Origin of the sequence: Anoxynatronum buryatiense, from assembly GCF_900182905.1 — a bacterium.
GTDB lineage: Bacteria > Bacillota > Clostridia > Peptostreptococcales > Tindalliaceae > Anoxynatronum > Anoxynatronum buryatiense.
In genome coordinates this window covers 47,843-61,641 of record NZ_FXUF01000005.1, presented here as the reverse complement: position 1 = coordinate 61,641, position 13,799 = coordinate 47,843, and the positions used below count along the sequence as shown (strand labels likewise).

The following is a 13,799-nucleotide window of genomic DNA, read 5'->3' as shown; positions in this document are numbered from 1 at the left end:
GCGTTTTGAATGGAAGCAAAAGCATTGGAACAGGATCCGCGATTTGTGGAACAGGTGGATTTATCAGAAGTGTATTTTATGCGGTTTCAGCCTGGGGATGATTTGTTTACGGCTGTCTCAGAAGTCTGTAAGGAGTGGGGGATTGAGCGTGCGGTGATTGTCTCCGGCATAGGCAGCCTGGTGGATGTGTCTTTTGTTTCACCCAAGGAAGCCATTGAAATTCCCGTCCTGAAAGACAAACTGAATTTTGTGGACCAGCAAGGTCCTTTTGAGCTCTTGACCCTGGAGGGCAATGTGGTGCCGCTGGTGGGTGAGTTCGGCAATATGAAAGAAGGCGATCCTGTCCTTCACCTGCATGTGACCTTAGCCACCAAAGAAGGCGAGATCAGCGGGGGCCACCTGGTGAAAGCCACGGTTTTCACCACAACAGAACTGTTTCTGGCCAACGTGAAAAACAGCAGAGTTAAGAAGAAGCAAAGCTGTATCACTGGTCTTTGTGAAATGCGGGACGATATTTAGACGGGTGCTGAGTCTGTTTCACCGGCCAATAAGCATGATGAGAATGGAGGAAGAGGAATGAAAAAAATGACGGTTAAGTGGTGGGTTCTCGTACTGGCGGTAATGATGGTGATCTCCCTGACAGCCTGTTCACAGCCAGCTCCGGCACCGGCACCTGAGCCGGCACCTGCAGAAGCAAATCCTGTGGAAGAAGGATCGACAGAACTTGAAGATGTGACGGCAAAAGTGGGTATCATCTACAGTATGTCAGGCGGAGGGTCTGCGCTGGGAAATGCTCAGGCCACCGGTGCCCAGTTGGCCATTGATGAAATCAACCGCAACGGCGGCATTGTGACTGCAGATAAGCGGATCATGCTGGAAGCAGTCGTCAGGGATGATGAAACAGCCGTCGACGTATCCGTGAGGCGTTTTCGCGAACTGACTCAGGATGAACAGGTTGACCTGTTGGTGGGTGGCACCTTTGCTCACATCTCCAGTGCCCTCAGCGAACAAGTGAGACAGAATCCGATTTTTTTCATGGCCACCAACGGTGTTCCGGAAGAATTTTTCCATAAGGACACCAAGGCGTCCACCTCCCTGTGTATTGTGGGAAGCACCGTTTCTTCCGGCAGGTCCGCAGCCGCCTATGTGGCGAATGAAATCAAGCCGGCCAAAGTGGTGCTGCTTCTTCCGGACTACGCATATGGACACGATCAGGAAAAAGGAGCCATGGCCGTATTTGCCAATTATCCTGAAATTGAAGTCGTCACCATGTATTCAACCGTGGGCGCTGCAGACATGACCCCCTACCTTATCAATGCCCGAAACGAACAACCGGATCTGCTGATGATGGGCCAGTGGGGTAACGATGCCATCAACATTCTTAAACAGACAGAAGAACTGGGACTCAATCAGGACATGGACATCTGGTTCAACTGGCTGGTCAACGTCTTTGCCACCGGCCTGCCACCGGAAGCCCTGGATGGCGTGACCACCCAAATGCTCTGGTACCATAACATGGAAGGCTTTAGAGATGCAGAAGTTGTCACTGCTTCCAACGTATTTACCGAAGCGTGGCTGCAGGTGGACAATGATCCGCCGGATCCCTATGCCATGGCTGCTTACATGGGTGTGATGGAAATGGCACGGGGGATTGAACTAGCCAATTCAATCGAATCAAATGCTGTTTATGCGGCGCTGATGGCTAACCCGGATTTCAACAGCATGAACGGACCGGCCAAATGGCGGGTGGACGGTCGTCCGGAATATCGTTACTGGCCATATGTAGTGGTTGGCAAGGGTGCAGACGAGCGGGACGACATGATGTGGGACTTCGCCACAGTGGTGGATGCTTACGAAGGTGATGAATTTCTGCCGCCATTGTCTGAACTCGGTTACTAAACGAAAAGAACGGATTCGGCAGGTGATCCCTGTCGAATCCACCTTTACAAAGTGATAGAAGAGAGGGTTGCGCAATGGCAGCATTATTCAAGACGCAGGGAATGACAAAAAAATTCGGTCAGTTTACTGCGGTGAACAAGGTTGACATAGTTATGGAAGCTGACCGGGTAAATGGTGTGATCGGACCCAACGGATCCGGTAAAACAACGCTGTTTAATCTGCTGACAGGATTCTTTCCGCCCACCTACGGCAGCATTGACTTCATGGGACAGAATATCACCAATACCTCTCCGCAGCACCGGGTGTCTCTGGGAATCAGCCGCACTTTTCAGTTGGTGTCAGTATTCTCAACCCTGTCGGTCTGGGAGAACATGGTGCTCTCCACTGCAAAGGTGCATCATCAGGATCAGAAAGTGCCCTGGTTCTATTTTAAGTATGCCGGTGACAGTCAAATTCGGCAGCAATGTATGGAATCACTGGAAAAAGTGGGTTTATCTGATAAAGTGAACGAGAAGACAGCCGAGCTTTCCTACGGGGATAAACGGCTGCTGGAAATTGGCATCGCCCTGTCGATGAATCCAAAAGCCTTACTGCTGGACGAACCATTTGCGGGTCTCAGTGACATCGAAATTGAATTTGTCCTCCAGTTGCTTCATGAGCTGAAGCAGCATTTGCCCATTGTGATTATTGAACACAAAATCTCCAAAATCATTGAACTGGTGGAACACTTATATGTGATGAAGGAGGGATCAATGATCATGGAGGGAGATCCCCGTAAAGTGATTGACGATCCCGTTGTGCTGGAATGCTACTGGGGAAAGGGGGATGTCCGATGCTAGCCATTGACAAAGTGGACGTTTCTTATGGGCATGCCCAGGTGCTTCACCAGGTATCGATGGAAGTGCGAAAAGGTGAGATGGTCTTTGTGGTTGGTCGGAACGGAGCGGGAAAAACCACATTGCTCAAAACGATTTGCGGCCTGCTGTCACCTGGTCAGGGCACGATTCATTACCAGGAACAGCCCATCCAGGGATTGGGTGCTGAAGCCATTGCTCAAAAGGGAATTCAGTATGTGGCTCAGGACAAGCGGGTGTTTCAGTCCCTGACCGTCCGGGAAAACCTGGAAATGGCGGCCTATGCCTCAGGAAAAGCCATTGACACAGTATTGGAGCAGGCAGTCAATTTGTACCCCATGTTTGAAAAAATGATGCAGCGAAAAGCCGGAGGCCTCAGCGGCGGACAGCGGGAAATCCTGCTTATTGCCCGGGCCTTGGCCGGCAGTCCTGAAGTGGTACTCATTGATGAACCGACAGAGGGACTCGCCTCCATCGTCATCGATGACATTCTGGAAATGCTTCGGGAACTGAAAGGAACCGTATCCGGACTGATTGTGGAACAGAACCTGGCCGTGGTAAGCCGTCTGGCTGACCGTGTCTATGTCATGAAGGAAGGATACATTGTTAATGAAATCACTGACCCGGCCGAAATATCCAATTTTGCAGCCATGGGTCAATACCTATAGCCCTGCAAAACGGGACGGAGGGAGAGGTTAACCGATGGTCAACGAAAATGAAGTCCTGATCACCTCAAAAGAGAATGCGACATTTGCTCGTTTGTCACTGGACAAAGGATACGCGCGAACCTTGGTTGAGCTGGCGGTTATCAGCATCATCATGATCATTGCCGCCCGGTTCTTTCGCATGTACCGGATCACTGATTTTATGGTCTTTATCATTTTTGTCCTGTCCTTCGATTTGCTGTACGGATACATGGGGCACCTATCTTTTGGACACATGCTCTATTTTGGTTCCGGTACCTACGCATCTGCCATCTTCATGAACCGGGTTTCCGGCAACCCCATCCTTGGAATTCTTGCCGGTATTCTGTTTGCCGCACTGCTGGCCATTTTCCTGGGAGCATTGGTGATGAAAACCCATGGAGCGGCCTTTGCCCTCATCAACATGGGCTTTAACCAGATCGGATTTTTCATGGTGGTGTCTGGACTGTCCGCCATCACCCGTGGCGATGACGGCATGGCGGTGTTTCCTGATCCGCTGGGATCCATTCACCTTGGCAATGAACGCATCCTGTTCTACGTGGTACTGGGATCGTTGCTGGCGGTGTTTTATTTTTTGAAGCGCCTGACCCAGTCATCCTTTGGGATTATGATCAGGTCCATTCATGAAAATGAAAACCGGGTGAAATTTCTGGGATACAACACTTACCGCTACAAAATAATCACCTTCGTCATTTCGGGAGCCATCGCCGGCTTTGCCGGTACCCTGACCACCATCAACTATGGCTTCATCAGTCCCGGGTTTATCAACCCCTTTTACAATGTCAATCCCATTTTTGCCATTTTGATAGGTGGTGCAGGGAATCTGTATGGGGCCATTATCGGTGGACTGGTTTTTAAATTCCTCAGTGAATATATCGCCATCTATGTCTCCACCTGGGAGCTGGTCCTGGGAATCGCCCTGTTAATCATGACATTCCGCTTTCGAACAGGCATTGTCGGATCTGTTAAAACACTGTTCGGGAAACTGTTGAAAGAGCGCATGGGAGGTGGCACAAAATGATGGATACCATTTTATTCGGACTCACCATCGGGGCCATTCTCTATTTGATCTCCATCGGCTTGTCCCTTACCTTCGGCACCATGAAGGTCATCAATTTCGCCCATGGGTTGGTGTATGCCCTGGGAGTTTACTTTTATATCAGTCTCTTGCCGCGCCTGGGCAGCTTTCTGCCGGCCGTGATCCTGTCAGTGGCCCTGGTGATTCCCGTCAGTTACCTCATCGAACGGCTGGTAGTCAGACGTCTCTACGGCCAGTCCATTGACTACGCCATCATTGCCACTTACGCCGTCCTGCTCATCGGAACCGATGCCATTAAAATCGTGTATGGAGCCGTTCCTTATCCCCTCAGCGCGCCCATTCGCGGATCCTTCAGCTTTTTGGGCGCTTCCCTGCCCATTTACCGGACATTGATTGTAGCGGCGGCAGTACTGGTTTTTCTGGGACTGACCCTGTTCTTTAAGAAGAGTATGGTGGGGAAAGTGGTCACGGCTGCACTGGACGACCAGGAAGGTGTGCGCTGTCTGGGACTGAGGGTGGAAAAGTATTTTTCCATCATCTTTATGATTGGCAGTGGGCTGGCGGCTTTGGGAGGCATTCTCTATGCTCCCATCAGTGCGGCCCATCCCTATATGGGTTTTTATATCCTGCTGATGGCCTTTGCCGTGGTCATCGTTGGCGGCATGGGCAATATGAAAGGCACCTTCATTGCCGCCTTTGCCCTGGGGCTCCTGATCTCCATTACCGGAAGAATCTATTCCCAGGCGGCAGAAGTGATGGTTTTTGTGGCCATGGCCCTGGTCCTGCTGTTTCGACCCATTGAAGATTCCAGCCATTGACAAAGCTGCTCAGATTCAATGAAATAACTTCAACAGGCATAAAGATGAATCCAACAGAAAGGAAGCGGTTGTATGCTGACCGGATTAAGCCACATTGGCGTGGCGGTTGACAACATTGATGACTTTGTGACACAACTGGCAGAAAGCTTTGGAGTTCCCGTTCCCGAAATCGCAAACCACCCGGAGCGCCGCATCAAAGTAGCCGTCATGACCATTGGCGGTGTAACCTTCGAAATATTGGAAGAAAGCAATTCGGAAGGAATGCTGGCTCGTTATGTCGCTCAGTACGGTCCGGGATTGCACCACATTGGATTTACTTCTTCACAATTGGATACTGACATGGAGGTGATGAAAGAGAGGAAGATCACATTCTTATCCCAGACTCCCGCCACCGGACTGCGAGGCAAACGAATTGCCTTTGCAGCGGAAAACAACCGGAGTGGAATCCAGTTTGAATTGTCAGAATAAACAATCACTGCCAGGTATCATCCGGCTACAGACCAATGAAAAAGGAGTGCTGAAAGATGAAAGGTGTATGGAATAAAATTGCACGTGTTGATCTGACATCGGGAAACTGCACCATTGAAACGCTGGAGGAAAAAGTGCTGGAGCAGTTCATCGGCGGAGCAGGCCTGGGAGCTTACATCCTGTACAAGGAAGTGCCGAAGGGTGTTATGTCGGCAGATCCAGAAAACCGGATTATTTTTGCCACCGGCCCCTTCAACGGCATTCGGCAGACCGGGGCCGCCAAGTGGAGCATTGTGTCAAAATCCCCTTCTCTGGAAGCCAATGCCACCTCCTGCATTACCAACTCATGGGGTTATGAGCTGAAAAACGCCGGTGTGGATGCCCTGGTGGTTCAGGGAAAAGCCGTGCAGCCTGTTATGATCGTCATTGACGATGATGCCATCCGGATGGAACCGGCAACAGAGATCTGGGGCAAGGATTCCTATGAAACCGACGACTTGCTGAAGGAACAGTTTGGAAAAGATTTTGAGATTGCCTGTATCGGCCCTGCCGGTGAAAAGCAGCTGAAATATGCAGCGGTCGTCACGGGCAAATGTTCCTTTGCCGGCCGGGGCGGCATGGGAGGCGTCATGGGTTCCAAAAATCTGAAGGCGGTAGTGGTAAGAGGTTCCCAAAAATGTCCTGTGGCCAATCCGGAAAAGCTGGATGAGCTGAACAAGGAAATCAACATGAAGATTTACAACACCGACAAAGCCAAACCTGCTAATTTCAATATCCGGGCTCACGGTACCTCCATTGCCACCGGCCTCTTTAAAGGCTACGGCAATATGCCGCTGAAAAACTGGCAGCTGGGAGAATTTGATTCCGGAATCGAAAACTTGGGCGCTCCCAATTACGGCATCCAACTGAACGCCAAGCCGAAACCCTGTAAATTTTGCACACTGGGCTGTAAAAACCACGCAGAGGTGATCGATGATAAATACGGGTTCGTGGGTGAAGGTCCCGAATATGAGTCTTTTGCCATGATGGGTCTGAACCTGATGGTGGATGATATGAAGGCAGTTGCCTACGGCGGCCATATTGCCAATACCTATGGCATCGACACCATTTCCCTGGGGGCCTGCCTGGCCTGGGCCTTTGAAAGTTATGAAAAGGGTGTGCTCACCAGGGAAAACACCGGCGGTCTGGTGCTGGAATGGGGCAATGCCGAAGCCATGGTGGAACTGACAAAGAAAGTGGCCAACCGGGAAGTAGGGCTGGGATACCTTCTGGGAGAAGGTGTGCGAACGGCAGCAAAATACTATGGCAAAGGTTCGGAAGCCTGGGCGGTGGAAATCAAAAACATGGAAGTGCCGGCCCATGATCCCAGGGCTTCTTTCGTGGCCGGCCTCAACTACCTCACAGGAGCCTCCTGTGGACCCAACCATGAAAAAGGCAACCCTCAGCATATGTTTGTGGCCCACATTCTGCTGCCGGAATTCGGCATCAGCGATGATATTGACTTTGAAAAAGAACGGCACTCCTGGGAGCATGCTTCCCGTTACACAGCCGCTTTCCAGAACTATTCCAATCTGGTGGACTCTCTGGTACATTGCAAATTTATGGTTTTCTCCGGCTACACCCTTACAGATATGTTGAACACTTTCAATGCAGTGACCGGTCTTGACTGGAATTTTGAAACCTTCGAAAAAGCAGGGGAACGAATCTTCACAGTTCAGAAACTCCTCAACCTGCGTTACGGTATCACCGTCGCCGATGAAACCAAATTTCCCGAACGGTTGATGCAAGCGAAGGCAGAAGGGCCCTATGCCGGTGTGGCTCCGGTGGGCATTGAAGATGCGGTTTTGGATTACTATCGTCACCGGGGCTGGGATGAAACAGGGATGCCACTGCAGGAAAAAATCAACGAAATGGATCTGCAAGAGTTGGTTTGATCACTGATCTGATCACGAGGAGGTCGTTTAATGAAAGTAACTATTAAAGTCAGGGGATTTCCAGATGTGGAAGCAGCATTGGGAGGCAACCGTTTTATGCTGGAAGTGGAGGGCAGTACTTTTGGCGATGTGCTGGCAGAAATGGACCGCCAGTTCGGTGAAGACAATCGGAAAGCGCTGATGGTGCAAGTGCTGCTCAACAGCAAATACTGGGTAAAAGTGGACGCCCTGTCTACCCCGGTGCAGGATGGCAATACCCTGTCATTCTCCAACATGGTGGCAGGTGGATAATACAAACAAGAGGAGCGTGTAAACGTGGCAAAGAAAAAAAGCATACTGGATTTTTATCGCATGAAACAGGAAAAACAGCAGGTGGCCTGGATCACTGCTTACGATTTCCCAACAGCCTCCTTCGCGGAAGCTGCCGGCATGGACATGCTGCTGGTGGGTGACTCCCTGGGCATGTGCGTACTGGGATATCAGAGCACCATTCCGGTGACTATGGAAGATTGCATCTCCCACTGCCAGGCAGTTCGCCGGGGAGCCCCCAAGACCTGGATCATTGGAGATATGCCCTTCATGTCCTACCAAAGCTCCGACCAGCAGGCGGTGGAAAACGCCGGCCGGTTCCTGAAAGAAGCAGACACCGATTGCATCAAGCTGGAAGGCGGCATCAGAATTGCCAGCCGGATCAAGGCCATTACCGAAGCCGGTATTGCGGTTATGGGGCACATCGGCCTGACGCCACAGAGCTCCGGTCAGCTGGGCGGTCACAAGGCCCAGGGCCGGGATGTGAACAATGCCCGAGCCGTCATCAAGGATGCCTTGGCCGTGCAGGAAGCCGGTGCCTACGCCATTTTGGTGGAAGCAGTTCCGCCGGAAGTTACCGGTTTTATCGCCGACCTACTCACCATTCCCGTTTACTCCATCGGTGCAGGTCCCTGCGACGGCCAGCTGTTGATTTCCGCCGATTTGTTGGGTCAGTTCCAGGCGTTTACACCAAAATTTGTCAAAAAGTATGCCAATGTGGCTGAAATTGCCACCAAAGCCTTTGGCGAGTACATTGAAGAAGTGAGATCCGGAGCCTTTCCGACAGATGATCATGTGTATCACATCATTGAGCCGGAAGAAGACTTCCAGAAAATGTTCAAGGAATTCAATTAAGCCAGCGATGACAGCCAGCAGGTGCTCTTCGGCACCTGCTGTGCATTTTTGCCTGTTCTGGGCGGTGTTGATTGTTCCGTCTATCGTAATGCGGTACAATAAAGTATCAAAGCACGTTTGGAGGAATAGACATGATCCGAATTGCTTGCATTGCCGCTACCACCCAGATGGCCGCCACCATGGAAGAAGTTTCCAAGCCTTATAAAACTGTCACCATCATTAAGGTGGATGATTTACACCGGGTTGCAGAAATGGTGGAGAATCTTCGGGATCAGGGTGTCGAAATCGTGGTTACCCGAGGTTTGCTGGCGGAAACCATCAAGCAGGTGGATCGATCTTTGGAAATTGCAGAAATTCCTCTCACCGTACTGGATGTCTCCCGGGTGCTGGAAGCCTCCCGCATTTATTCCGGCGTTATTGGCCTGTGTGAAAAGAAAACCAACGAATGGATCATCCGAGAAGCAGAAGCTCATACTGGTATTTCGGTAGTTTTCAAAAATCTCATTCAGTACCAGGAAGCTGAGCGGAGTCTCCAGCAACTGCATGAAGCGGGCGTCACTGTGATGATTGGTAAAACCGTCGAATGCCAAATTGCCTCCCGGATAGGCATGACGCCTGTTCCATTGGAACCAGGCAAGGAGGCCATTTCTCTGGCGCTGAAAATGGCCGTGAGGATTATGCGGGTCAAGTATGCCGAAGCCGCCAAAGCAGAGCAGTTTAAAACCATTCTGGACTATGCTCATGAAGGAATTGTGGCAGTGGACGCCAACGGAAATATTACTTTTTTTAACCCTGTGGCCGGGCGAATACTGGGTTTGCAGAAAGAGCAAGTTATTGGGCAGCCGGCAGCTCGGGTGATTCAAAACACCGGATTTCCTCGGGTGCTTCAGAGTGGGGAACCCTGGATGGAAGGATTTCAGGAAGTGAATAACACCACCATCATTACCAACCGGATCCCCATTTTTGTCAACGGGAAGCTGGAAGGGGCGGTGGCCACTTTTCAGGAAGTGTCCCAACTCCAATACTTGGAGCAGAAGGCCCGTCAACAGCTGTCCACCCGTGGTCATTTTGCTCGTTACTCTTTTTCCAATGTACTGGGTAATAGCGAAGCCATCCAAACATGTCTGGCCCAGGCAAAAAAATATGCCGTTGTTAACTCCACTATCCTGATGATTGGCGAAACCGGTACGGGAAAAGAAATCTTTGCCCATGCCATTCACAACGCCAGTAAGCGCCACGACAAACCTTTCGTAGCCGTTAACTGCGCGGTACTTCCAGAATCTTTGCTGGAAAGCGAACTGTTTGGTTATGAAGAAGGTGCTTTTACAGGGGCCTCAAAGGGCGGCAAACAGGGTCTTTTCGAGATCGCCCATCAGGGGACTATCTTTCTGGATGAAATACCGGAAATGACTCCCCGGGTGCAATCGGAACTCCTGCGAGTTCTTGAGCAACATGAAGTTACCCGAATTGGCGGCAACCGAGTGATCCCAGTGAATGTACGGGTCATTGCGGCTACCAATCAAAACCTGCGCAAACTGGTTGAAAAAGGGCTCTTTCGAGAAGATCTTTTTCACCGGTTGAACGTGCTCCGGCTCGACATTCCACCGTTACGCAGTCGAAAAGAAGACATTCCTCAGCTGGCCTCCAGTTTTCTGGCAGAAATCAGTCGCAAGCATCACGGGTTCAGCGCATCCTTCCATCCCGAAGCTTTCAAAGTGTTTCAGAGGCACGATTGGTCCGGCAACATCCGCGAACTAAAAAACACAGTAGAACGGGCCTGCGTGCTTTATGCTGACCGGCTTATTGCAGCAGAGCAAGTGAAGCAGGCCATGGTGGAGATTGGCGACAATGAGATTGAAGAAAAAGAATTGCAATGGGCAGAGATCATAAAGCCTTTGAGGGAGAAGCCGCCGCATCAAGTGGATTTGAAACAGGCTGAAGAACAGGCAATTCTTCAGGCTCTTGAACAGGCGGGAGGAAGCAAAACGAAAGCAGCGGAAGCGTTGGGCATCGGCCGAACCACTCTATGGCGCAAGTTGCAGAAGATGAGTCGGACATGATGTGCAGAAGTTGCCACTAAAACGTGGGGCAATTTACTTTCAAGTTGGAACAGCTGCTGATGAGCTGTTCCTTGCCAGATGCCTTGATTTTTTGACCATACCTTATTGACATCTACAATCGGAGCAGTCTCTGCCTAAAGGGGCTGTTTTTTCTGTTTTTGGAAAAAATGCAACCCTTCTGGCAATACGGCGTCTATAGAAGCATCAGCTGAAATAGACCAGGAAATTAAAGAGGACAAAGGGAACCATAAAAAACGGGGAAAATGATTCAGATCGTTCTCAAGAGGAAAAAATGGAGAAGAGCAACAAAAGAAGAAGAGGAGGGTGACGCATGAAACATTTACGCACACACATGGGATTGGCACTGGCTCTGGCACTGGTGCTTCTGCTGCTGGTACCCCTGAACATGAGCCGGGCCATGGAAAACCAACAAGGCAACCCCGACACCCCGAACAATCCGGGCAATACACCCACAGGGGGCGAAGAAACCCCCGGCATTGAAACCCTGGGTGATTTTGTCACTCTGAAGAAACTGTTGGATGAGTTTAACAAATCCATGCAGGTCTATGGGAAACGGGAAATGATGGTCAACATGGAAGAATCAATGGATACAGGAGCGGCACCTGCCGAAGCGCCGGCAGCCTCTCAGGATGCTTCCCGCAGCGGTGGCGCAGCCGATTTTTCCACCACCAATATCCAGGTGGCTGGGGTGGATGAAGGAGACCTGGTGAAAACTGACGGTGAGTACCTGTACCGCATCAACCAGGATCACATCGCCATTCTTCGGGTTGATCCCGACCACCCCATGGAAACAGCAGGCCGAATTCCGCTGGATGAACACTTTCAGCCCCAGGAACTGTATCTGGACAACAACAAGCTGGTGGTCATCGGCAGCAGCTGGGTGATTCGTCCCCAGAATCCCATTCTCTATGATTCTGTGACTCCCCAGGAATCCGGCAGTAGTAGCAGTTCAAGCCGAACCAGCGTTGAAGTGGACACAGCGCCCGCAGAAGAGTTGCTGCCAGACACCGGACGTTCCATGATCTATCCGCCAGACTGGTGGATGCCCCAAACTACCACCTTGAAGGTGTACGATGTAAGTCAACCCGCCAAAGTTTCCCTGCTGCGGGAAATCGTGGTGGAAGGAAGTCTCCTTTCTTCCCGAAAAGTGGACGAAGCCCTGTACCTGGTAACCAACCGTCATTTTGATTATTACTGGATCATGCAGGAACGGCCCGGACAGGCAGAAGATTTGCTGAAACCGGTGTACCGGGACAGTGCCCTGGAAAAAGGTGCCCTGCAGACTGTCAGCTTTGATGAAATCGGTTACTTCCCCGGAGCCGTAGAACCCAACTACATCACCCTGATGGGACTTTCTTTGGACCGCCTCACCGAACCGGCAGAAGTGGAAGTCTTTCTGGGCCGGGGCCAAAATATCTACGCCTCCCGGGAAAACCTCTATGTGGCCATGGAAAAATGGGAAGCACCGGCGGAAAACATCTGGCCCATGCCCCGTATGGGTTGGGAAGACAACACCCGTACTGATGTGTACCGTTTTGCCCTGAACCAGGGGCGCATTTCCCACGCGGCCACAGGGCATGTGCCCGGCCGCATTCTCAATCAGTTTTCCATGGATGAACACCAGGGCCACTTCCGCATTGCCACCACCACCGGCAACACCTGGCGCACCGACGAAGGCACCTCTAAAAACCACCTGTATGTGCTGGATGTGAACCTGAACCGAAAAGGGGCCATTGAAGACATTGCCCCCACCGAACGGATCTATTCCGTCCGGTTCATGGGAGAACGGGCCTACATGGTCACCTTCCGGGAGATAGACCCCTTCTATGTCATTGATCTGAAAGATCCGGCAAAACCGGAAATACTGGGATATTTAAAAATTCCCGGTTACAGTGACTACCTGCATCCCTACGATGCCAACCATATCATTGGCTTCGGCAAAGAAGTCTATGATGTGAAAGGCAATGCCATTCCCGGCGGTTTCAAGATGGCCGTCTTCGATGTGAGTGACGTCACCCGCCCTGTGGAAAAATTCAAGCTGGAAATCGGCGACACTGGTTCCGATTCCCCCCTGCTTTACGATCACAAGGCGCTGCTCTTTTCGAAAGAGCGTAACCTCATTGCCTTCCCCATAACCGTGATGGAGAAGCCTGCTGGGACTGACCCAAACAACCCTTGGCAGTGGGGGCAGTTCACCTTCCAGGGAGCCCACGTGTACGGCCTTGATCTTAACAAGGGCTTTACCCTGAAAGCCGCCATCACCCATCTGAGTCGGGAAGATTACCAAAAAGCCGGCCAGTTCTGGTATGATGATGAGAAGAATGTGGACCGCATCCTTTACGTGGGCGACACCCTGCTCACCACCTCCAATCACCAGGTGCAGCGCCACCGCCAGAATGATTTCAGCCTGGTGGATCAGGTGATGATGCGGGAACAGTAAAAAGAAGCGTGCCATCTTCATGTTTATCCCTCATTTCAAAGCTATTTGAGGCGTACATCAATCTAAAAATCAGAAGCCAGCAAGTGAAGAACCCGCCAGTTTATGTTACTGGCGGGTTCTTTTGGGGTGCGCCTGGCATGGGCGCAGTCTAACGGGTGAAAGTCCCGAGTGGGGGTCGACAGTGCCAAGCACATAGCTTAAGGTTAGGGTGCCACCGCGAGGTGGCGTTGTCGCGATGTTTAGGGTGATCGAATAGGAGGTATGTATAAATGATTCAGACTTCAACAGAACTGATGTTAAAAAACGACGACATCATTAGTGGGGAGAAGTACTGTGGTTGAAAAGGTTAGTTGATTGTCTGGCAAACTGTGAACTTTTATGAATGAATTGAGGGGATC

At 51.0% G+C, this 13,799-nt stretch carries 12 protein-coding genes; all 12 read left to right on the top strand.

Annotation, left to right across the window (positions count from 1 at the left end; genetic code table 11):
* The first annotated feature begins 9 nt into the window (after nucleotides 1–9).
* The 12 genes from QOL74_RS08280 to QOL74_RS08225 all read left to right on the top strand — a co-directional run bounded on the left by QOL74_RS08280 (nucleotide 10) and on the right by QOL74_RS08225 (nucleotide 13,401).
* Nucleotides 10–519 carry a PPC domain-containing DNA-binding protein gene (locus tag QOL74_RS08280; RefSeq protein WP_283408992.1) on the top strand — a complete coding sequence of 170 codons (510 nt, stop codon included), beginning with the start codon at nucleotides 10–12 and terminating at the stop codon, nucleotides 517–519.
* 57 nt (nucleotides 520–576) lie between these two features.
* Nucleotides 577–1,899, top strand: a complete 1,323-nt coding sequence (locus QOL74_RS08275) for an ABC transporter substrate-binding protein (protein WP_283408991.1) — start codon at nucleotides 577–579, stop codon at nucleotides 1,897–1,899.
* Nucleotides 1,900–1,973: 74 nt separating this feature from the next.
* The gene (locus QOL74_RS08270; protein WP_283408990.1) at nucleotides 1,974–2,738 is read left to right on the top strand and encodes an ABC transporter ATP-binding protein; all 765 of its coding nucleotides are present in this window, start codon (nucleotides 1,974–1,976) and stop codon (nucleotides 2,736–2,738) included.
* A complete protein-coding gene (locus QOL74_RS08265) occupies nucleotides 2,732–3,421 on the top strand; it encodes an ABC transporter ATP-binding protein (protein WP_283408989.1) in 690 nt (229 codons plus the stop codon). The genes QOL74_RS08270 and QOL74_RS08265 overlap by 7 nt, the downstream gene beginning before the upstream one ends.
* Nucleotides 3,422–3,455: 34 nt before the next feature.
* Entirely contained in the window at nucleotides 3,456–4,478 is a 1,023-nt protein-coding gene (locus tag QOL74_RS08260; protein ID WP_283408988.1) for a branched-chain amino acid ABC transporter permease, read from the top strand.
* Nucleotides 4,475–5,314, top strand: coding sequence for a branched-chain amino acid ABC transporter permease (locus QOL74_RS08255; RefSeq protein WP_283408987.1), 840 nt, complete (start codon nucleotides 4,475–4,477; stop codon nucleotides 5,312–5,314). Before QOL74_RS08260 ends, QOL74_RS08255 begins: the two co-directional genes overlap by 4 nt.
* Nucleotides 5,315–5,386: 72 nt before the next feature.
* Complete coding sequence (locus tag QOL74_RS08250) at nucleotides 5,387–5,782, top strand: VOC family protein (protein WP_283408986.1); 396 nt, start codon at nucleotides 5,387–5,389, stop codon at nucleotides 5,780–5,782.
* 56 nt (nucleotides 5,783–5,838) lie between these two features.
* Entirely contained in the window at nucleotides 5,839–7,716 is a 1,878-nt protein-coding gene (locus tag QOL74_RS08245) for an aldehyde ferredoxin oxidoreductase family protein (protein ID WP_283408985.1), read from the top strand.
* Nucleotides 7,717–7,746: 30 nt separating this feature from the next.
* The gene (locus QOL74_RS08240) at nucleotides 7,747–8,007 is read left to right on the top strand and encodes a MoaD/ThiS family protein (RefSeq protein ID WP_283408984.1); all 261 of its coding nucleotides are present in this window, start codon (nucleotides 7,747–7,749) and stop codon (nucleotides 8,005–8,007) included.
* A 24-nt stretch (nucleotides 8,008–8,031) separates the two neighbouring features.
* Nucleotides 8,032–8,880 (top strand): 3-methyl-2-oxobutanoate hydroxymethyltransferase, encoded by an 849-nt coding sequence (gene panB / locus QOL74_RS08235; protein WP_283408983.1) that lies wholly within the window; start codon nucleotides 8,032–8,034, stop codon nucleotides 8,878–8,880.
* Between the two features lie 131 nt (nucleotides 8,881–9,011).
* Nucleotides 9,012–10,940 (top strand): sigma 54-interacting transcriptional regulator, encoded by a 1,929-nt coding sequence (locus tag QOL74_RS08230; protein ID WP_283408982.1) that lies wholly within the window; start codon nucleotides 9,012–9,014, stop codon nucleotides 10,938–10,940.
* A gap of 331 nt (nucleotides 10,941–11,271) precedes the next feature.
* On the top strand, nucleotides 11,272–13,401 hold the full coding sequence (locus tag QOL74_RS08225; protein ID WP_283408981.1) for a beta-propeller domain-containing protein: 2,130 nt from the start codon (nucleotides 11,272–11,274) through the stop codon (nucleotides 13,399–13,401).
* Nucleotides 13,402–13,799: the final 398 nt, after the last annotated feature.

Bases quoted from the DNA above. Each gene is read 5' to 3' on its own strand.
- QOL74_RS08280 (WP_283408992.1), top strand. From the start codon at position 10: ATGGAAGCAAAAGCATTGGAACAGGATCCGCGATTTGTGGAACAGGTG.
- QOL74_RS08275 (WP_283408991.1), top strand. From the start codon at position 577: ATGAAAAAAATGACGGTTAAGTGGTGGGTTCTCGTACTGGCGGTAATG.
- QOL74_RS08270 (WP_283408990.1), top strand. From the start codon at position 1,974: ATGGCAGCATTATTCAAGACGCAGGGAATGACAAAAAAATTCGGTCAG.
- QOL74_RS08265 (WP_283408989.1), top strand. From the start codon at position 2,732: ATGCTAGCCATTGACAAAGTGGACGTTTCTTATGGGCATGCCCAGGTG.
- QOL74_RS08260 (WP_283408988.1), top strand. From the start codon at position 3,456: ATGGTCAACGAAAATGAAGTCCTGATCACCTCAAAAGAGAATGCGACA.
- QOL74_RS08255 (WP_283408987.1), top strand. From the start codon at position 4,475: ATGATGGATACCATTTTATTCGGACTCACCATCGGGGCCATTCTCTAT.
- QOL74_RS08250 (WP_283408986.1), top strand. From the start codon at position 5,387: ATGCTGACCGGATTAAGCCACATTGGCGTGGCGGTTGACAACATTGAT.
- QOL74_RS08245 (WP_283408985.1), top strand. From the start codon at position 5,839: ATGAAAGGTGTATGGAATAAAATTGCACGTGTTGATCTGACATCGGGA.
- QOL74_RS08240 (WP_283408984.1), top strand. From the start codon at position 7,747: ATGAAAGTAACTATTAAAGTCAGGGGATTTCCAGATGTGGAAGCAGCA.
- QOL74_RS08230 (WP_283408982.1), top strand. From the start codon at position 9,012: ATGATCCGAATTGCTTGCATTGCCGCTACCACCCAGATGGCCGCCACC.
- QOL74_RS08225 (WP_283408981.1), top strand. From the start codon at position 11,272: ATGAAACATTTACGCACACACATGGGATTGGCACTGGCTCTGGCACTG.